This is a genomic window from Pedobacter psychrodurus, assembly GCF_032678585.1.
GTDB classification, from domain to species: Bacteria; Bacteroidota; Bacteroidia; order Sphingobacteriales; family Sphingobacteriaceae; genus Pedobacter; species Pedobacter psychrodurus_A.
The window spans coordinates 1-18,090 of record NZ_JAVTSN010000043.1; the positions used below are offsets into that span (position 1 = coordinate 1).

General features: G+C 37.3%; 32 protein-coding genes. All 32 read right to left on the reverse strand.

Annotation, left to right across the window (positions count from 1 at the left end):
- Positions 1 to 44: 44 nt before the first annotated feature.
- A complete protein-coding gene (gene rplQ / locus R2S57_RS23360) occupies positions 45 to 569 on the reverse strand; it encodes a 50S ribosomal protein L17 (protein WP_316847359.1) in 525 nt (174 codons plus the stop codon).
- Positions 570 to 703: 134 nt separating this feature from the next.
- Positions 704 to 1,696 carry a DNA-directed RNA polymerase subunit alpha gene (locus R2S57_RS23365; protein ID WP_025145205.1) on the reverse strand — a complete coding sequence of 331 codons (993 nt, stop codon included), beginning with the start codon at positions 1,694 to 1,696 and terminating at the stop codon, positions 704 to 706.
- Between the two features lie 85 nt (positions 1,697 to 1,781).
- Positions 1,782 to 2,390, reverse strand: coding sequence for a 30S ribosomal protein S4 (gene rpsD / locus R2S57_RS23370; RefSeq protein ID WP_029282720.1), 609 nt, complete (start codon positions 2,388 to 2,390; stop codon positions 1,782 to 1,784).
- Positions 2,391 to 2,452: 62 nt separating this feature from the next.
- Positions 2,453 to 2,842: a 30S ribosomal protein S11 gene (gene rpsK / locus R2S57_RS23375; protein ID WP_116250185.1), complete on the reverse strand. Its 390-nt coding sequence runs from the start codon at positions 2,840 to 2,842 to the stop codon at positions 2,453 to 2,455.
- Between the two features lie 151 nt (positions 2,843 to 2,993).
- The gene (gene rpsM, locus R2S57_RS23380; protein ID WP_116250184.1) at positions 2,994 to 3,371 is read right to left on the reverse strand and encodes a 30S ribosomal protein S13; all 378 of its coding nucleotides are present in this window, start codon (positions 3,369 to 3,371) and stop codon (positions 2,994 to 2,996) included.
- A 68-nt stretch (positions 3,372 to 3,439) separates the two neighbouring features.
- Positions 3,440 to 3,556: a 50S ribosomal protein L36 gene (gene rpmJ / locus R2S57_RS23385; RefSeq protein WP_010599887.1), complete on the reverse strand. Its 117-nt coding sequence runs from the start codon at positions 3,554 to 3,556 to the stop codon at positions 3,440 to 3,442.
- Position 3,557: 1 nt separating this feature from the next.
- Positions 3,558 to 3,776, reverse strand: a complete 219-nt coding sequence (gene infA / locus R2S57_RS23390; RefSeq protein WP_010599888.1) for a translation initiation factor IF-1 — start codon at positions 3,774 to 3,776, stop codon at positions 3,558 to 3,560.
- 71 nt (positions 3,777 to 3,847) lie between these two features.
- On the reverse strand, positions 3,848 to 4,633 hold the full coding sequence (map, locus tag R2S57_RS23395) for a type I methionyl aminopeptidase (RefSeq protein WP_316847360.1): 786 nt from the start codon (positions 4,631 to 4,633) through the stop codon (positions 3,848 to 3,850).
- A gap of 8 nt (positions 4,634 to 4,641) precedes the next feature.
- Positions 4,642 to 5,982, reverse strand: a complete 1,341-nt coding sequence (gene secY / locus R2S57_RS23400) for a preprotein translocase subunit SecY (RefSeq protein ID WP_116250182.1) — start codon at positions 5,980 to 5,982, stop codon at positions 4,642 to 4,644.
- Between the two features lie 7 nt (positions 5,983 to 5,989).
- Positions 5,990 to 6,436: a 50S ribosomal protein L15 gene (gene rplO, locus R2S57_RS23405; protein ID WP_316847361.1), complete on the reverse strand. Its 447-nt coding sequence runs from the start codon at positions 6,434 to 6,436 to the stop codon at positions 5,990 to 5,992.
- Between the two features lie 104 nt (positions 6,437 to 6,540).
- Complete coding sequence (rpmD, locus tag R2S57_RS23410) at positions 6,541 to 6,720, reverse strand: 50S ribosomal protein L30 (protein WP_010599892.1); 180 nt, start codon at positions 6,718 to 6,720, stop codon at positions 6,541 to 6,543.
- Between the two features lie 4 nt (positions 6,721 to 6,724).
- Entirely contained in the window at positions 6,725 to 7,243 is a 519-nt protein-coding gene (rpsE, locus tag R2S57_RS23415; protein ID WP_010599893.1) for a 30S ribosomal protein S5, read from the reverse strand.
- Between the two features lie 17 nt (positions 7,244 to 7,260).
- Positions 7,261 to 7,614: a 50S ribosomal protein L18 gene (gene rplR / locus R2S57_RS23420; RefSeq protein WP_029278655.1), complete on the reverse strand. Its 354-nt coding sequence runs from the start codon at positions 7,612 to 7,614 to the stop codon at positions 7,261 to 7,263.
- Between the two features lie 5 nt (positions 7,615 to 7,619).
- Positions 7,620 to 8,177: a 50S ribosomal protein L6 gene (gene rplF, locus R2S57_RS23425; protein ID WP_055910076.1), complete on the reverse strand. Its 558-nt coding sequence runs from the start codon at positions 8,175 to 8,177 to the stop codon at positions 7,620 to 7,622.
- A gap of 18 nt (positions 8,178 to 8,195) precedes the next feature.
- Positions 8,196 to 8,594, reverse strand: coding sequence for a 30S ribosomal protein S8 (gene rpsH, locus R2S57_RS23430; RefSeq protein WP_056869756.1), 399 nt, complete (start codon positions 8,592 to 8,594; stop codon positions 8,196 to 8,198).
- A 155-nt stretch (positions 8,595 to 8,749) separates the two neighbouring features.
- Entirely contained in the window at positions 8,750 to 9,019 is a 270-nt protein-coding gene (gene rpsN / locus R2S57_RS23435; RefSeq protein WP_025145214.1) for a 30S ribosomal protein S14, read from the reverse strand.
- Complete coding sequence (gene rplE / locus R2S57_RS23440; RefSeq protein ID WP_088301915.1) at positions 9,019 to 9,585, reverse strand: 50S ribosomal protein L5; 567 nt, start codon at positions 9,583 to 9,585, stop codon at positions 9,019 to 9,021. The genes rpsN and rplE overlap by 1 nt, the downstream gene beginning before the upstream one ends.
- Entirely contained in the window at positions 9,582 to 9,923 is a 342-nt protein-coding gene (rplX, locus tag R2S57_RS23445; protein WP_116250180.1) for a 50S ribosomal protein L24, read from the reverse strand. The genes rplE and rplX overlap by 4 nt, the downstream gene beginning before the upstream one ends.
- Before the next feature lies 1 nt (position 9,924).
- Positions 9,925 to 10,293: a 50S ribosomal protein L14 gene (gene rplN, locus R2S57_RS23450; RefSeq protein WP_010599900.1), complete on the reverse strand. Its 369-nt coding sequence runs from the start codon at positions 10,291 to 10,293 to the stop codon at positions 9,925 to 9,927.
- 1 nt (position 10,294) lies between these two features.
- Positions 10,295 to 10,549 (reverse strand): 30S ribosomal protein S17, encoded by a 255-nt coding sequence (gene rpsQ / locus R2S57_RS23455; protein WP_010599901.1) that lies wholly within the window; start codon positions 10,547 to 10,549, stop codon positions 10,295 to 10,297.
- Positions 10,550 to 10,562: 13 nt separating this feature from the next.
- Complete coding sequence (gene rpmC / locus R2S57_RS23460) at positions 10,563 to 10,775, reverse strand: 50S ribosomal protein L29 (protein ID WP_116250179.1); 213 nt, start codon at positions 10,773 to 10,775, stop codon at positions 10,563 to 10,565.
- A 73-nt stretch (positions 10,776 to 10,848) separates the two neighbouring features.
- Positions 10,849 to 11,271 carry a 50S ribosomal protein L16 gene (rplP, locus tag R2S57_RS23465; RefSeq protein WP_010599903.1) on the reverse strand — a complete coding sequence of 141 codons (423 nt, stop codon included), beginning with the start codon at positions 11,269 to 11,271 and terminating at the stop codon, positions 10,849 to 10,851.
- A gap of 40 nt (positions 11,272 to 11,311) precedes the next feature.
- Positions 11,312 to 12,166, reverse strand: a complete 855-nt coding sequence (gene rpsC, locus R2S57_RS23470) for a 30S ribosomal protein S3 (protein ID WP_116250178.1) — start codon at positions 12,164 to 12,166, stop codon at positions 11,312 to 11,314.
- Between the two features lie 9 nt (positions 12,167 to 12,175).
- A complete protein-coding gene (gene rplV / locus R2S57_RS23475; RefSeq protein ID WP_029278650.1) occupies positions 12,176 to 12,538 on the reverse strand; it encodes a 50S ribosomal protein L22 in 363 nt (120 codons plus the stop codon).
- Positions 12,539 to 12,545: 7 nt separating this feature from the next.
- Positions 12,546 to 12,812, reverse strand: coding sequence for a 30S ribosomal protein S19 (rpsS, locus tag R2S57_RS23480; protein WP_010599906.1), 267 nt, complete (start codon positions 12,810 to 12,812; stop codon positions 12,546 to 12,548).
- On the reverse strand, positions 12,812 to 13,636 hold the full coding sequence (gene rplB, locus R2S57_RS23485; protein WP_055910079.1) for a 50S ribosomal protein L2: 825 nt from the start codon (positions 13,634 to 13,636) through the stop codon (positions 12,812 to 12,814). The genes rpsS and rplB overlap by 1 nt, the downstream gene beginning before the upstream one ends.
- Before the next feature lie 20 nt (positions 13,637 to 13,656).
- Positions 13,657 to 13,947, reverse strand: coding sequence for a 50S ribosomal protein L23 (gene rplW / locus R2S57_RS23490; protein WP_086547743.1), 291 nt, complete (start codon positions 13,945 to 13,947; stop codon positions 13,657 to 13,659).
- Between the two features lies 1 nt (position 13,948).
- Positions 13,949 to 14,578: a 50S ribosomal protein L4 gene (rplD, locus tag R2S57_RS23495; protein ID WP_316847362.1), complete on the reverse strand. Its 630-nt coding sequence runs from the start codon at positions 14,576 to 14,578 to the stop codon at positions 13,949 to 13,951.
- A gap of 4 nt (positions 14,579 to 14,582) precedes the next feature.
- Positions 14,583 to 15,200 (reverse strand): 50S ribosomal protein L3, encoded by a 618-nt coding sequence (rplC, locus tag R2S57_RS23500; protein ID WP_029278646.1) that lies wholly within the window; start codon positions 15,198 to 15,200, stop codon positions 14,583 to 14,585.
- A gap of 282 nt (positions 15,201 to 15,482) precedes the next feature.
- The gene (locus R2S57_RS23505; RefSeq protein ID WP_316847363.1) at positions 15,483 to 16,745 is read right to left on the reverse strand and encodes a hypothetical protein; all 1,263 of its coding nucleotides are present in this window, start codon (positions 16,743 to 16,745) and stop codon (positions 15,483 to 15,485) included.
- Between the two features lie 76 nt (positions 16,746 to 16,821).
- Positions 16,822 to 17,217 carry a DUF1634 domain-containing protein gene (locus R2S57_RS23510; protein ID WP_316847364.1) on the reverse strand — a complete coding sequence of 132 codons (396 nt, stop codon included), beginning with the start codon at positions 17,215 to 17,217 and terminating at the stop codon, positions 16,822 to 16,824.
- On the reverse strand, positions 17,217 to 18,050 hold the full coding sequence (locus tag R2S57_RS23515; protein WP_316847365.1) for a sulfite exporter TauE/SafE family protein: 834 nt from the start codon (positions 18,048 to 18,050) through the stop codon (positions 17,217 to 17,219). Before R2S57_RS23515 ends, R2S57_RS23510 begins: the two co-directional genes overlap by 1 nt.
- Positions 18,051 to 18,090 lie beyond the last annotated feature (40 nt).

Below are 18,090 nucleotides of genomic sequence, written 5' to 3' on the forward strand. Positions count from 1 at the left end.
CTGTTCTTTCGAACAGGACTTTTTTCATCTTAAGGTGAATAAAATTATTCTCCTTTTGGTTCTTCAGTAGCAGGAGCTTCTTCAGCAGGAGCAACTTCTTCGGCAACTTCAGCTTTCGCTTCAGCAGCTTTAGGTGCTGTAGTAGCTTTACTTCTACCACGACGAGTTGTTTTCTTCTCTTCTTTAGCTTCTACGTCTTTACCGTAAACTGTATTGTAATCTACCAATTCAATTAAAGCCATTTCAGCGTTATCACCTAAACGGTTGTTTAATTTAATGATACGAGTATAACCACCTGGACGGTTTGCAACTTTCTCAGCAATTTCGCGGAATAAGATGGTTACTACTTCTTTATCTTGTAAATAAGCAAAAACTGTACGACGTGAGTGAGTAGTATCATTTTTTGATTTAGTGATAATTGGCTCAACATAAGTACGTAAAGCTTTAGCTTTAGCTAAAGTTGTTGTAATTCTTTTGTGCAAAATAAGTGATGAAGCCATATTCGCTAACATCGCCTTTCTGTGGCTTGCGGTTCTACCTAAGTGGTTTACTTTTTTACCGTGTCTCATTGTTTTTTAATTGAGTGTATACCGTCTCGTTGCAATTAAGCTGAGGGAATTATACACTGTGAAAAATTATTTATTTTAGTTAAGACTTTAGAAAGGAAGACTCACGACTCCGAACTAAAGACTCAGGACTAATCTTACTCTTCGTCTAATTTAAATTTAGACAGGTTCATACCGAAAGATAAACCTTTTGATTTTACTAATTCCTGGATCTCTGTTAAAGATTTTTTACCGAAGTTTCTGAATTTTAACATATCAGCAACATCGTAAGAAACTAAATCAGCTAAAGTACGGATATCAGCAGCTTTTAAGCAGTTTAATGCTCTAACTGAAAGATCCATATCTACCAATTCAGTTTTAAGGATTTTACGCATGTGTAAAATTTCCTCATCAACTTCTTTAGTTTCTTCTTTAGCTTGAGATTCTAATACTAAATTCTCATCAGAGAATAACATAAAGTGTTGGATAAGAATCTTAGCCGCTTCTTTTAATGCTTCTTCAGGATGAATTGAACCGTCGGTAGAGATATCTAAAACCAATTTTTCATAATCCGTTTTTTGCTCAACACGAAAGTTTTCGATCGTGTATTTTACATTTTTCATTGGAGTATAAATCGAATCGATTGCGATTACACCTACAACAGCATCAGCAACTTTATTTTCTTCAGCAGGTACATAACCACGTCCTTTATTGATGGTTAATTCCACTTCCAAAGTAACAGATTTATCCATGTTGCAAATTACATGCTCAGGGTTTAATACTGTAAAGTTGTTAGAGAATTTAGTGATATCACCAGCTTTAAACTGATCTTGACCATTAACGATGATGAAAACTTTTTCAGAATCACCTGAATCGCCTGTTTTCTTAAAACGAACTTGTTTTAAGTTTAAGATGATGTCAGTTAAATCTTCTACAACACCTTTCATGGTAGAAAACTCATGAGAAACGCCTGAAAAACGAATAGTAGTAATAGCATAACCTTCTAATGAAGAAAGTAAAATTCTTCTTAAGGCATTACCAATTGTTACACCGAAACCGGGCTCTAAAGGACGAAATTCAAATGTGCCATCGAAATCAGTTGATTTCTGCATGATCACTTTGTCTGGTTTCTGAAATGCTAAAATTGCCATTTATAATTTTTTAAATTCGTTATTGAATATATAGTAACATGAAAAAAGTTAATTACCCTTTTGAGGTAATTAACTAGATCATTTATTACTTTGAGTATAACTCGATGATTAAGTTTTCCTTGATGTTTTCAGGAATCTCATCACGTTGAGGGTAGGTTAAGAATTTACCAGTTAATTCACTAGCATTCCACTCTAACCAAGCAAACTTATTAATTGTTCTGCCTGCAACTGAGTTACTAATTGATTCTAAAGATTTAGATTTTTCACGAACAGCAACCACATCACCAGCTTTTAACTGATATGAAGGAATATTTACAACTTCACCATTCACGGTAACGTGTTTATGGCTAACTAACTGGCGTGCACCAGAACGGGTTGTTGAAATACCTAAACGGTAAACTGTATTATCTAAACGTGCTTCTAATAACTGAAGTAAGTTATCACCGGTAATACCAGCACGAGAAGATGCTTTTTTAAACAAGTTACTGAACTGTTTTTCTAATACACCATAAGTATATTTTACTTTTTGTTTCTCCATTAACTGGATAGCATATTCAGATTGTTTTCCTCTCCTTTTTGATGAGCCATGTTGCCCAGGAGGATAATTTTTTCTGTCTAACACCTTATCAGGACCGAAGATTGGTTCTCTGAATTTACGGGCGATTTTTGATTTTGGGCCTGTATATCTTGCCATTTTTTTTTCTGTTTTAAAGTATCATCCAACCTGAAGCTGGAGATTCTTAGCTTTAAAATTAATTAAACTCTTCTCTTTTTAGGAGGACGACATCCGTTGTGAGGAAGTGGTGTAATATCTTTAATAGATAATACTTCGATACCTGCTACTTGCAAAGTTCTGATTGCAGATTCACGACCTGAACCCGGACCTTTTACAAATACTTCAACTTTACGTAAACCTAAATCAAACGCAACTTTACCGCAATCTGAAGCTGCTTGACCAGCTGCATACGGCGTGTTCTTTTTAGAACCTTTAAAGCCCATTTTACCAGCTGATGACCATGAAATGGTTTGTCCGCCGTTGTTTGTTAAGGTAACGATGATGTTGTTGAAGGTAGCATTGATATGCGCCTGACCAACAGACTCAATTACAACGATACGTTTTTTTGTTACTTTTTTACTCTTAGCCATTTTATCTTTTAGATTTTAGATACGAGACTTGAGATATGAGACTTTCTCTACCCCGGCACTCAGTATCCTACTTTGTATCTTTATTCCAGATTTGAGCAGATTTTAAACACATGATTCCCACATCTAAAATCTCACCTCTCATATCTATCTATTACTTAGTAGCTTTTTTCTTGTTAGCAACTGTTTTTCTCTTACCCTTACGAGTACGTGAGTTGTTTTTAGTACGCTGACCACGAGAAGGTAAACCTTTTCTGTGACGTAAACCACGGTAACAACCGATATCCATTAAACGTTTAATGTTTAACTGAACTTCTGAGCGTAAAGCACCTTCTACTTTAATCTCATCGTTAATCATTGTACGGATTGCTGTTAACTCATCATCAGACCAATCTTGTACTTTTTTGTTTAAATCGATACCTGCAGTAGTTAATATACGTTGTGCAGTTGTTTTTCCAATACCGTAGATATAGGTTAAACCGATCTCTCCTCTTTTGTTTCTTGGTAAATCAATACCTGAAATCCTTGCCATATTTATTTATTTTTTGCGTAACTCCGAACGGCGGGCCACCGTTGTGCGGTTCATTACAATATTTTTAATTACCCTTGACGTTGCTTGTATTTCGGATTTTTCTTGTTGATTACGTAAAGTTTTCCTTTACGGCGAATAATCTTGCAATCAGCGCTACGCTTTTTAATTGATGATCTAACTTTCATTTTATTTGTATCTATAAGTAATGCGTCCTTTTGTTAAATCATAAGGAGACATTTCCAATTTAACTTTATCCCCAGGAAGAATCTTGATGTAGTGCATCCTCATCTTTCCTGAAATATGCGCAATAATCTCATGCCCGTTCTCGAGTTCTACCCGGAACATCGCATTGGATAATGCTTCTCTTATTACTCCGTCTTGTTCAATTGAGGCTTGTTTAGCCATATTTTATTGATTGTTACTTAATTAGCTGCTTCTAAACAGGGTTGCAAAATTAAATAAAAAATTCTAATTATTTATTTTTTTTGTTGTAAAACTTCTTCTATTATAGAAAACGTTGATAAAACCTCTGCTTTGCCCTTTTTAACTGCTATTGTGTGTTCAAAATGTGCCGATGGTTTATTGTCTTTACTGGTTACCGTCCATCCATCGTTATGGAATTTAACACCGGCTACGCCTGCATTGATCATGGGCTCTATCGCAATTACCATTCCTTCTTCAAGTTTTGGTCCTGCACAACGCTTTCCATAATTCGGAACTTCTGGTTTCTCATGAAGTTTTACCCCAACACCATGTCCTACAAGCTCTCTTACTACACCAAATCCATTAGCTTCCGCATATTGCTGAACTGCAAAACCGATATCACCGATACGCATGCCAACAACAGCTTTCTCTATGCCCAACTCCAAACAACGTTTGGTAACCTCAACCAATTTCTGTTTCTCAGCATCAATTTCCCCGATAGAGAAAGTATAGGCCGAATCGCCAAAATAATTGTTTTTAATTACGCCACAATCAACTGAAATTAAATCGCCCTCCTGGATTACGTATTCGCTTGGAAAACCATGAACAACCTGCTCATTAGGCGAAATACATAAAGAATTAGGGAAACCATTGTAGTTTAAAAATGCAGGGATTGCTCCGTGGTCACTAATAAACTCATAGGCTAGTTTATCTAATTGGATAGTAGTCATGCCTGCTTTTATCACCTTCGCCACTTCGGCCAAAGTTTTAGAAACAAGCATGGAACTTTCTCTTATTAACTCGATCTCCTCAAGAGATTTGTAATAAATTTTAGACATCCTTTACACTACAACGCTGCGTTGCTACTTGCAGCAGGTACACCTGTTCTGCCTGTAACTCTACCCGTTTTCATCAAACCATCATAATGGCGCATCAATAAATAACTTTCGATCTGTTGTAAAGTATCCAAAACAACACCAACCAAAATCAATAATGAAGTACCACCAAAGAAGTGAGCAAACTCTTGTTTAATGCCAAACTTAACCGCTAACGAAGGTAAAATAGCAATGATCGCTAAGAAAACCGCACCTGGGAAAGTAATTTTAGAAATTACATCATCAATAAAAGTTGATGTTGCAAAGCCAGGTTTAACACCTGGAATAAAACCACCATTTTTCTTCATATCGTCGCTCATTTGAGTTGGATTAACTGTAATTGCAGTATAGAAGAAAGTAAATGCGATAATTAAAAATGCGAACGTTAAGCTATAAGCCAACGAAGTAGTGTTGCTGAACTGGATTAACCAAGAACCTTGTAATTTAGGAACAAACTGCATTAAAGCACCTGGAATAAACATTAACGCTTGAGCGAAAATGATCGGCATCACCCCAGCAGCATTCACTTTTAAGGGAATGTACTGACGAACACCACCAAACTGGCGGTTACCAACAATTTTCTTTGCGTATTGTACAGGTACTTTACGTACACCTTGAACAATTAAAATGGTAAACATTACCACTGCAAATAATGCAACGATCTCTAAAACCAGGGCAACCGGACCTCCACCTTCACTAGATGAACCCACACGTGCACTAAATTCTTGAGAAATTGCAACTGGTAAACGGGCAATAATACCAACCATAATGATTAGTGATGTACCGTTACCAATACCTTTATCAGTAATTTTTTCGCCTAACCACATTACAAATAATGTACCTGCTGTTAATACAAACGTAGATAACACTAAGAATAAAGTATTTGGCAATAAAATAGCTTCTGCAGGAACTTGCGTTTTAACGTAACCAACAGATTGAACGATTGTGATCGCTACCGTAAGGTAACGGGTAATCTGGTTCATTTTCTTTCTACCACTTTCGCCCTCTTTCTGCATTTTTTGGAAAGAAGGAACAGCAATACCCAATAGTTGCACCACAATGGATGCAGAGATATAAGGCATTACGCCCAATGCTAAAATAGACACACGAGAGAAAGAACCTCCGGCAAACATATCTAGTAAGCCTAAGATTCCTGATTTTTCGTTATTGCCTAAAGCAGTTGGATCTACACCTGGTAAAACCACGTGAGATACGAAACGGTATACCAAAAGAATTAAGAGCGTAAACAATATACGCTCTTTTAATTCCTGAATTTTCCAGATATTACTTAAAGTAGTAAATAGCTTCTTCATTTAATAATTACAATTTTACAATAGAACCACCTGCAGCTTCAATAGCTTTTTGTGCGGTTGCAGAGAACGCATGTGCTGTAATGTCTAACTTTGCTTTAACTTCACCACGACCTAAAATTTTAACTAAGTCGTTTTTAGAAGCTAAACCATGTGCTTGTAAAGCAGCAAAATCGATAGTTGTTAAGCTGTGTTTTTCAGCTAATGCTTGTAAAACATCTAAGTTTACACCTACATATTCAGTACGGTTGATTGGTTTGAAACCAACTTTAGGCACACGACGTTGTAAAGGCATTTGACCACCTTCGAAACCGATTTTGGTTTTGTGACCTGAACGAGAACCTGCACCTTTGTGACCACGGGTTGAAGTACCGCCACGACCAGAACCTGTACCACGACCAATTCTTTTTCTGTTTTTTGTAGAACCTTCTGCAGGTTTTAAATTATTTAAATTCATTTTTTTGAATTTGTGTTGCCCTTCGCTTTCACTAAACAGGTACAACGATTAAACATATATAAAGGTAGTACCGGCTTTTACCCATACTACCTTTAAAAACTTTACTAGATTGCTTCGATTGCTACCAAGTGGTTCACTTTGCGAACCATACCGATAATCTGTGGAGTAGCTTCAACCTCAACACTTTGGTTCATTTTAGATAAACCCAAAGCCTGAACGGTTCTTTTTTGGCGCTCGCTTCTGTCGATAACGCTTTTTACTTGTGTTATTTTGATCTTAGCCATGATATTATCCGTTAAATACTTTGTTTAAATCTATACCACGGGTTTGTGCTACTGTATATGCATCACGCATTTTAGTTAATGCATCAACAGTTGCTTTTACCACGTTGTGTGGGTTAGATGATCCTTTAGATTTTGCCAATACGTTATGTACACCAGCACTCTCTAATACAGCACGCATCGCACCACCAGCAATTACTCCGGTACCTACTGCAGCTGGTTTGATTAAAACAAAACCACCTGAGAATTTACCGATTTGCTCGTGAGGAACAGTACCGTTTAAAATTGGAACTTTTACCAAGTTCTTTTTAGCATCATCCACACCTTTTGCAATTGCTTCAGTTACCTCTTTCGCTTTACCTAAACCGAAACCAACAACACCGTTCTCATCACCTACAACAACAATTGCTGAAAAGCTGAAAGTACGGCCACCTTTGGTTACTTTGGCAACACGTTGTATACTAACCAAACGATCCTTTAATTCGATATCGGTGGTTTTTACTCTTTTTATATTAATAGTTGACATCTTACTTTTTCTTCAGATTAAAATACTAAACCAGCTTCGCGGGCACCCTCTGCCAACGATTTTACACGACCGTGGTATAAATAGCCATTTCTATCGAAAACAACTTCTTTTACACCTGCAGCGATTGCTTTTTCGGCAACTAATTTACCTACAGCAACTGACTGATCGCTCTTGTTTCCAGTACCAGTAAAATCTTTCGATAATGATGATGCTGATGCTATTGTTTTACCGGTTACATCGTTAATTACCTGCGCATAAATCCCTTTATTGCTTCTATATACAGATAACCTTGGACGCTCTTCCGAACCGGTAAGTCTTTTTCTGATCCCTTTTTTAATACGATCTCTTCTTGATAATTTTTTACCTGCCATGATTACTATTTTTTAGATGCTGATTTACCTGCTTTTCTTCTTAACACTTCACCTACAAACTTGATACCTTTACCTTTATATGGCTCTGGTGCACGTAACGAACGGATTTTCGCTGCTACCTGACCGATCAATTGTTTGTCAATACTTTCTAAAATGATTTTAGGAGTCTGACCTTTTTCTGAAGATGTAGTTACTTTAATCTCTTCTGGTAACTGGAACACATAATGGTGAGAATAACCTAAAACCAGATCTAATGTATTACCTGTGTTTGTAGCACGGTAACCAACACCTACTAATTCTTGAGTTAATTTATAACCATCTGTAACACCAATAACCATATTGTTAAGCAAAGAGCGATATAAACCGTGTAATGCTTTGTGTTTCTTTTGTTCTGAAGGACGTTGAACTGTTAAAATTCCTTCTTCTTGACTTACAGTGATATCTGAATCTACTGCTTGTGTTAATTCTCCTTTAGGACCTTTTACACTTACTACGTTATCTTTTGATACGGTAATTGTAACACCTGCAGGGATTGTAATTGGGGCTTTTCCTATTCTTGACATTGTGCTGTTCTCCTAATATTAATAAACGTGACACAATACCTCACCGCCAATGTTTAATTTGGCTGCTTCTTTATCAGTCATTACACCTTTAGAAGTAGATAAGATTGCGATACCTAAACCGTTTAATACTCTTGGCATATTTTCAACACCAGCATAGTTTCTCAAACCTGGTTTACTAATTCGCATCAAAGTACGAATAGCAGGAACTTTAGTAATCGGATTGTATTTCAAAGCGATTTTAATGGTGCCTTGAACTGTAGTATCTTCAAACTTGTAGTTCGCGATGTAACCTTTGTCAAAAAGAACTTTAGTGATTTCTTTTTTAAGGTTTGATGCAGGAATTTCTACAACACGGTGGTTGGCCTTAATGGCATTCCTTACTCTTGTTAAATAATCTGCTATTGGATCTGTATTCATTTTTTATTGTTTTTGATAGTGGTTTCCTTCTGCTACTCAGCTGTGGGACCTGCTATCGGTTAAAATTCATTTTTAGTAAACAGACATAAGTATCAAGTATCAAGAAACCATTTGGTCTCGATACCTGATACTGTAGTACTTGATACTATATTATATTACCAAGATGCTTTTTTAACACCTGGTATTTTACCGTCTAATGCCATCTGGCGGAACGTTACCCTTGAAATACCAAAGGTACGCATATATCCACGAGGACGACCAGTTAATTTACAACGGTTGTGTAAACGTACTGGAGATGAGTTTTTAGGTAATTTATCTAAACCCTCGAAATCTCCTGCAGCTTTTAATACTGCACGTTTTTCAGCGTATCTAGCTACCAATTTTTGGCGCTTAACTTCGCGTGCTTTTACACCTTCTTTTGCCATTATTCTGCTGTTTTTTGATTTTTAAATGGTAATCCGAATTGTTTCAATAACTCAAGAGCCTCAACGTCAGATTTTGCCGAAGTTACGAAAGTTATATCCATACCTAAAATTTTATTGATTTTATCGATATTAATCTCAGGAAAGATGATTTGTTCAGTAACACCTAATGTATAGTTACCTTTTCCATCAAATCCTTTATCATTGATACCTTTGAAATCACGGATACGAGGCAAAGCTACAGAGATCAAACGATCTAAGAACTCGTACATGTTGTTATCGCGTAATGTAACACGTACACCTACCGGCATACCTTTACGTAATTTAAAGTTAGAGATATCTTTCTTAGAATTAGCCGGAACCGCTTGTTGACCAGTGATGGTTGACAACTCAACGATTGTGGTATCCATAATCTTTTTATCTGTAACAGAAAAACGACCAACACCCTGATTGATACAGATTTTTTCCAATTTTGGAACCTGCATTACAGTTTTGTACTGAAATTTTTCTTTTAGTGCATTTACAACTTCTTCTTTGTATTTGCTTTTTAATCTAGGTGTAGCCATTATTTAATCTCCTCTCCTGAAATTTTAGCAACTCTAACTAATTTACCATCTGCGTTAAGTTTACGACCTACGCGGGTAGCTTTACCAGATTTTGGATCAACCAACATCAAGTTAGAAATGTGAAGAGCAGCTTCTTTTTTAATAATACCACCGTTAGGATTTGCAGCATTTGGTTTAGTATGTTTAGATACCAAGTTAACGCCTTCTACAATGGCTCTGTTTTTATCTATAAGTACTGAAAGTACTTTTCCTTGTTGACCTTTTGAATCGCCAGCAATGACTTTAACTAAATCTCCTGTACGGATTTTAAGTTTTGATGGTGTATTTACTTTGTTTCCCATTTTATAATACCTCCGGTGCTAATGATACAATTTTCATGAATTGTTTTTCACGTAGTTCTCTCGCAACCGGGCCAAAGATACGTGTACCTCTTGGCTCATCCTGTGCGTTCAATAATACAGCTGCATTATCGTCAAAACGGATATAAGAACCATCTTTACGACGGATTTCTTTTTTAGTTCTTACAACAACTGCTTTAGAAACTGTACCTTTTTTAATGTTACCAGAAGGTAACGCGCTTTTTACGGTAACAACTACTTTATCACCAATTGAAGCATAACGTTTGCCGGTTCCACCTAGCACGCGAATTACCAATACTTCTTTTGCGCCGCTGTTATCAGCAACGTTTAATCTCGATTCCTGTTGTACCATCTTATTTAGCTCTTTCTAAAATTTGTACCAATCTCCAGTTCTTGTTTTTACTCAAAGGACGAGTTTCCATAATCAATACTGTATCACCGATACCGCATTCGTTTTTCTCGTCGTGAGCCATAAATTTGGTAGTTTTCTTTACGAACTTACCATAAATCGGGTGTTTTACTTTACGTTCCACGCTCACTACAACAGATTTATCCATCTTGTTGCTTACCACTAACCCGGTTCTTGTTTTTCTTAATTGTCTTTCCATGTCGACTATCAAATTATTTAGTTTCAGTAGCTGACTCAGTGTTTTTCACTTTAGTCAACTCAGTGTTTAAACGGGCTACGTCTTTCCTTACTTTTGCAATGCGCGAAGGATTTTCGATAGCTGAAATAGTGTGTGCGAACTTCAATTTTGATAAGTTCTCTTTTTCTTCCGCAATCTTAGCTACTAATTCTTCTTTTGAAAGCCCTGTGATTTCTGAATTTTTCATTTTTCTTTTTCTTTTACGTTGAGTGTAGCGGTTATAATAAACAAGTATTTACAACATTCACCTCAACTCTTTACTATGCTTCTACGTAATCTCTACGTACTACGAATTTGGTTTGGATCGGTAATTTCTGAGCTGCTAAACGCAATGCTTCTTTAGCAACTTCTAAAGGCACACCTTCAGCTTCGAAAATTACACGTCCTGGTCTTACAACTGCTACCCAATACTCAGGAGCACCTTTACCTTTACCCATACGTACCTCAGCAGGTTTTTTAGTTACCGGTTTGTCCGGGAAGATCCTGATCCATACTTGGCCTTCACGTTTCATGAAACGAGTTACGGCAATACGGGCAGCCTCTATCTGACGACTTGTGATCCAAGTTGCTTCTAGAGATTTGATACCGAAAGATCCGAATGCTAACTCAGCTCCACGAGAAGCTAAACCCTTCATTCTGCCTTTTTGCATCTTCCTGAACTTCGTTCTTTTTGGCTGTAACATTTTATTTTGTTCTAATCGTTAAACGATGTTAATAAATCAATTATTTACGAGGACCTCTGTTAGCGCCTGCGCCACCACCTCTATTTGCTCCGGGACCACCTTGACCTGGACCACGACCACCACCTTGGTTTCCACCACGTCTGTCGTTGTTACCACCGCCACGGTTATCTCTTCCACCACCTCTGTTATCTCTTCCACCGAAAGCTGGCTTATCAGATGCGCCTTTTGGACCGTTGTTTGTTGCACCAATGTTTGGAGACAAATCACGTTTTCCATAAACTTCACCTTTACAGATCCAAACTTTAACACCTATTTTACCATAAGTAGTTAAGGCTTCAGCTAAAGCGTAGTCGATATCAGCACGGAATGTATGCAAAGGCACTCTTCCTTCTTTGTACTGCTCAGTACGTGCCATCTCAGCACCACCTAAACGACCAGAAGTCATGATTTTAATACCTTCAGCACCCATACGCATGGTTGATGCGATAGAAGATTTCATTGCTCTACGGAATGAGATCCTTGCTTCTAATTGTTTTGCAACACCTTCTGCAACTAATTGTGCATCAAGTTCTGGGCGTTTAATTTCGAAGATGTTAATTTGAATTTCCTTTTTAGTCAATTTCTTTAACTCTTCTTTGATTTTATCAACCTCAGCACCTGCTTTACCGATTACGATACCCGGACGAGCTGTGTGGATAGTTACCGTGATACGTTTTAACGTACGTTCGATTACTACTTTTGCAACACCGCCTTTAGCGATACGGGCAGAAAGGTATTTTCTTATTTTCTCATCTTCAACTAATTTATCGGAGTAGTTGTTGCCACCGAACCAGTTAGAATCCCATCCTTTGATGATACCTAACCTGTTACCTATTGGATTTGCTTTTTGTCCCATTTCCTAAAATTAGTTTTGAGTTGTTTCTGTACTTTTACTATCTACAATCAGCGTTACGTGGTTAGAACGTTTACGAATTCTATATCCACGGCCTTGAGGAGCTGGACGTAAGCGTTTCAACTGACGGCCACCATCAACCATAACTGTTTTTACAAAAAGTTGGTTTTCTTCAGGGCGGGCACCTTCATTTTTAGATTCCCAGTTTTTGATAGCAGATAATAATAATTTCTCAACTCTTATTGCTGCTTCTTTATTGGTAAACTTTAAAATGCTTAATGCTTTTTCTACACGTTCACCTCTGATAAGATCTACAACCAAACGCATCTTACGCGGTGAGGTTGGACAATTGTTTAATTTTGCTATTGCTTCCATTGTCTAATTATTTTTTCTTTTCAGCGTGTCCTCTGAATGTTCTGGTTGGAGCAAATTCTCCCAACTTGTGACCAACCATGTTTTCTGTTACGTACACAGGGATAAATTTATTTCCGTTGTGTACTGCAAATGTATGATTCACGAAATCTGGTGAAATCATTGATCTGCGAGACCAAGTTTTGATTACAGACTTTTTGCCTGAATCATTCATAGAGTTTACTTTTTTCTCTACGTTATGGTCAATATAAGGTCCTTTTTTTATCGAACGAGCCATTATTTCTTCCTTCTCTCTATGATGTAACGATTAGAATATTTTTTAAGTTCTCTGGTTTTGAAGCCTTTAGCTAAAACACCATTTCTTGAACGTGGATGACCACCTGATGATCTACCTTCACCACCACCCATTGGGTGATCGACAGGGTTCATCGCTACCGGTCTAGTTCTCGGACGACGGCCCAACCAACGTTTACGACCTGCTTTACCTAATACTTCGTTTGCGTGATCTGAGTTAGATACAGCACCGATAGTAGCAAGACAAGTAGTCAAGATTAAACGGGTTTCGCCTGAAGGCATTTTTAAAGTAGCATATTTACCATCGCGGGCAGCTAATTGTGCATAAGCACCTGCACTACGAGCTAATTGTGCTCCTTTTCCAGGGTGGATCTCCACGTTGTGGATGATAGAACCTAATGGAATGTTCGATAATTTTAAAGTGTTACCTACTTCTGGTGCTGCTTTGTCGCCCGATAATAATACCGAACCAACTTGCAATCCTTCAGGAGCGATGATATAACGCTTCTCGCCATCTGCATAATGTAATAATGCGATGCGGGCAGTACGGTTTGGATCGTATTCAACAGTAGCTACTGTTGCAGGAATATCGAATTTATCGCGTTTAAAGTCGATTAAACGATATGATTTTTTGTGACCACCGCCCATGTAGCGCATAGTCATTTTTCCTGTGTTGTTACGTCCACCAGACTTTTTTGATGATACAACCAATGATTTTTCGGGCTTGGTTGCTGTAATCTCCGTAAAACTAGCACCAACTCTGAAGCGGGTACCTGGAGTAACTGGTTTAAATTTTCTTAAGCCCATAGTTATAATATATTATTAAATTAAAGGGTTGCGTAATAATCTATTGTTTCGCCGTCTTTTAACGTTACGATTGCTTTTTTGTATTTCGGGCTACGGCCAGATACAAAACCTGCTTTAGTGTAACGAGATTTAGCTTTTCCATCAACAACCATAGTGTTAACTGCAACGATGGTTACACCGTACAATTTCTCAATGGCTTGTTTAATCTGGATTTTGTTAGCCTTGTGGTTAACGCTAAACGTGAAACGGTTAGATTTCTCAGTTAAAGCTGAAGCTTTTTCGGTTAATATTGGTTTTTTTAAAATGTCCATATTATTTGGCAAATGCCTCCTCCAAAGTTTTAACAGAATCAGCAGTTAACACAAGTACACCAGCATTTAATACATCATATGTATTCAAATCTGCTGCAGCAATCACTTTAGTTTTCTGAACGTTTCTGCTTGATAAATAGATATTATTATTTTGCGCAGGTAAAACCAATAAAGTTTTTTGAGTACCTACGTTTAACGCAGCCAATAAACTTGTATAGTTTTTAGTTTTAACTGTATCGAAGTTGAAATCTTCTAAAACTACCACATTGTTATCTTTTGCTTTATAAGCTAAAGCAGATTTACGTGCTAATGATTTTAATTTCTTGTTCAATTTAAAACTGTAATCACGTGGCTGAGGACCGAAAACACGACCACCACCGTTAAATAACGGAGATTTAATGCTACCAGCACGGGCACCACCTGTACCTTTTTGTTTGTATAGTTTGCGAGTTGAACCAGCAATCTCATTACGTTGTTTAGATTTGTGAGTACCTTGACGTTGGTTAGCCAAATACTGTTTTACATCTAAATAAATCGCGTGGTCGTTAGGCTCGATACCAAATACCGATTCAGGAAGTTGCACCTTGGCACCTGTTTCTTTACCTGAAATGTTTAATACTTTAACTTCCATCTGATTACTTGTCTAAGATTACGTAAGAACCTTTAGCTCCTGGAATGGAACCACTAACTACTAATAAGTTTTGCTCAGCATAAACTTTCAAAACCTGTAAGTTTTGAACTTTTACTCTGTCTCCACCTGTTCTTCCAGCCATGCGCATTCCTTTGAATACACGTGAAGGGAATGACGATGCACCCAATGAACCTGGGGCACGTAAACGGTTATGCTGACCGTGAGTCTGCATACCAACACCGGCAAATCCGTGGCGTTTTACAACACCTTGAAAACCTTTACCTTTTGAGGTACCTACAACATCAACAAAATCGCCTTCTGCGAAAGAATCAACCGTTACTACATCACCTAAATTAAGTGAAGTTGTAAACGAATCGAATTCTACCAGCTTGCGTTTCGGAGTTGTGTTTGCTTTCGCGAAATGGCCTTTCAATGGTTGAGTTGTGTTTTTCTCTTTTTTCTCATCGTAACCCAACTGGATTGATGAATAACCATCTACTTCTTCGGTTTTTACCTGTGTAACTACACAAGGTCCAGCCTCGATTACCGTACAAGGAATGTTTCTTCCTTCGGCATCAAAGATACTGGTCATTCCTACTTTTTTTCCAATAATTCCTGACATTTTATCTTTTCTTTTTAACACCCATCGAAGCAGTAGGGCTTCGTTCAAGGTGGTTGTACATCCCCCGAAAGGGACGGCAAAGATAGGCAAGAAATATTAATTTTCAAATAGTTAGCCAAATATTTTTTCAAATAAATTGCTGATATGATGGAGGTTAACTTAAAAAGAGATGTTAATGTGCCAAAGCAACGCTTAAACCAACACTTACGAATTTGATTAGAAGCGCTTTAACAGAGTTATTATATTCAAAATGCCATGATAAAGCAGATTAAACGGACGATTTTACAATTGTGCTTTCATTTCTTCTTTAACTGCCTGCATAATGCTAAATATCGCATTTTCATTACATGCATATGTATATATGTCATCTATTAGGAAATCACTACAAACAATTGCATTGTCAAGATCACCTTTTTCAACGAAATAATGGCATAATGCCGAGTAAAAAAACATAAACTCACCCTCCGAAAAAGCTGTTCTTTGCGGAAAGGCCTGATTAAGATAATATTGATTATTTAATAATTTAAATCCTTTTTCTAATTCTTTATCTACCATAGCTGCATGGGCAACAAAAAACCTATGGTGTAAGAAATCAGGAAAAAGTTCAAATCCCTTTTTTGCTATTGCATCGGCCTTATTGTTAAGCAATGCAAATTTATATTGTAAAAATAACTCAGTATACAGATAGGGGTTATCTGGATTTTTAACCAAAAGTTTTTGTATTTCAATTATACTCTCCTCAGATTTTTCATCAAAAACAGATTCATGTATTTCAACAATTGCAATTATTTCTTCCTCCAGCTTATCATTAATGCTGTAATAATTAGCTAAGACCATATCATCTAAGATTTCCTCCAGAAGATTTACATCTAATTCAAATGTATTTCTGCTCTTGGGCAAGTTACCGTAAGCACCTGTTAAGGTAAAATAGACTTGCTTAAAACTCTGCGTTTCGTTGTCATCAAGCATATCTTCGTCTTCAAACTCATCATCATTATCGCCCGCAAAGAGGTAGTTGCCAGGGCCAATGTTTTTATCTAACGTGGCTAATATTTGCTTTACTTTAGCAGGGTCGTCATTAATGCCAACATAATAGGCCGGAACACCACCCTCTCCGAATTCAATATCAATTATTGGAATACTGTCGTTATCTTCTTCCAGAATAAATTGGGTTATTGCCCAATCTTTATGGGCCTTAAAACCACAACTGTCGGCAAAAACTTCAGCACCGTAAATAATGTTATGTACTTCATTGTATTCAATTTCAATTCCACCAACAAAGTCTGCGAAGTAATCCAATTCTTCTTCGCTTACATTGAATTTAAATGTAGTATCTTTTATTCCTAAGCATTTTAAATCGACCAGATAAATCCCTAACGTAAAATTCCCATTCGTATGTTTACGGCTTACCATTATATTGGCAATACCTGTTTCATCCCAGTCCTCTGTTATATAACATGTGCCCAATTGGAGTTCTCTGGCACGGGATTTAATGAAATTTTCAGGTTTTTGAAACAGTTGAACTACTTTTCCAGATTTTGCCATTATTTTTTTTTAAACACAATTTTAAGAGTTTAAAATTAAATCTTTCAAAAAAAAATAAAAAAAATATAGCGGAAAATCAATGTGCCAATCCGCCATTTAAACTAATGGTTATGATCGCTAAAATGATAAATCCAATGAGCACATAGAGGTAATCGCGCTCGATTAAAAAGCTAAAAATAGCAAAAACAATGCGTGCTATCGGTGTAAAAATCAACATTAGAATCCCAAACTGCACAATGGCATCGCCTTGAAAAGTAGCGACTCCTTTAAATATGGCTATGATGGAAGAAAATTTACTTAGTTCGGGTTTAAAAACTTTATAGTCGGTAATAGCACCTTTGTTATGGATCAGGAAAATCGCCCCACCTATTAATACAATACTCATCGAAAGGATTACACCTGCACGCAAAAGCGTACCCAGAATCACCTGGATATCTTTGTCGTTCATTTTTTCTTTTTCCAGTGTAGCCATTATAATCCGCTTATTCCTTTATAAATCATTTGCAGTGCCAAGAAAGCAACGACTACAGCAAATACAATTTTAAGTTTACCGGTATTGGCCTTTAACAAAACCTTCGAGCCAACCGTAGCACCTGTTAAAACGCCAATGCAAACCGGCATGGCAATCCCTGGGTCAATCTGGCCACGGTGTAAATAAACCACCGCACTGGCCGCTGCCGTAACGCCCATCATAAAATTACTGGTGGTGGTTGATACCTTAAAAGGTAAACGCATAATGTTATCCATTGCGATTACTTTTAATGCCCCACTTCCAATCCCTAACAATCCAGATAATGTTCCGGCAAAAAGCATCATTAAAAAACCTCCGTGAATATGTTTTACTGCATATTGATGATCCACACCCTTATCAGGATACGATCCGTTAAGTTTGAAAAATTTAGCCCATTTATCGCTATCATCCAAAGTGCTATGATCTACCTTTTTCTTTAAAGTCATAATGGCCGAAAAGATTAAGATGCAACCAAAAAGAATGGCAATGTAATTCGCATTAAGATAAACAGCTACAACGGCACCGCATACCGCCCCTATTGTGGTGGCGATTTCCAGAAACATTCCGATCCGGATATTGGTGATCCCTTCTTTTACATAAGCCGCCGCCGAACCCGAAGAGGTGGCAATAACCGAAACAATAGATGCACCGATGGCATAATGAATATCGACCCCTAGAGCCAAAGTGAGCAATGGAATAATGATTACGCCCCCACCCAAACCGGTTAGCGAGCCCAATAATCCGGCTAGAAAAGCACCCAATAAAACGATAATGGTAAACAGCAATACCGACATGCGGGCAAATATAATGCACTGTTTTTGGGTAAACGAAGGA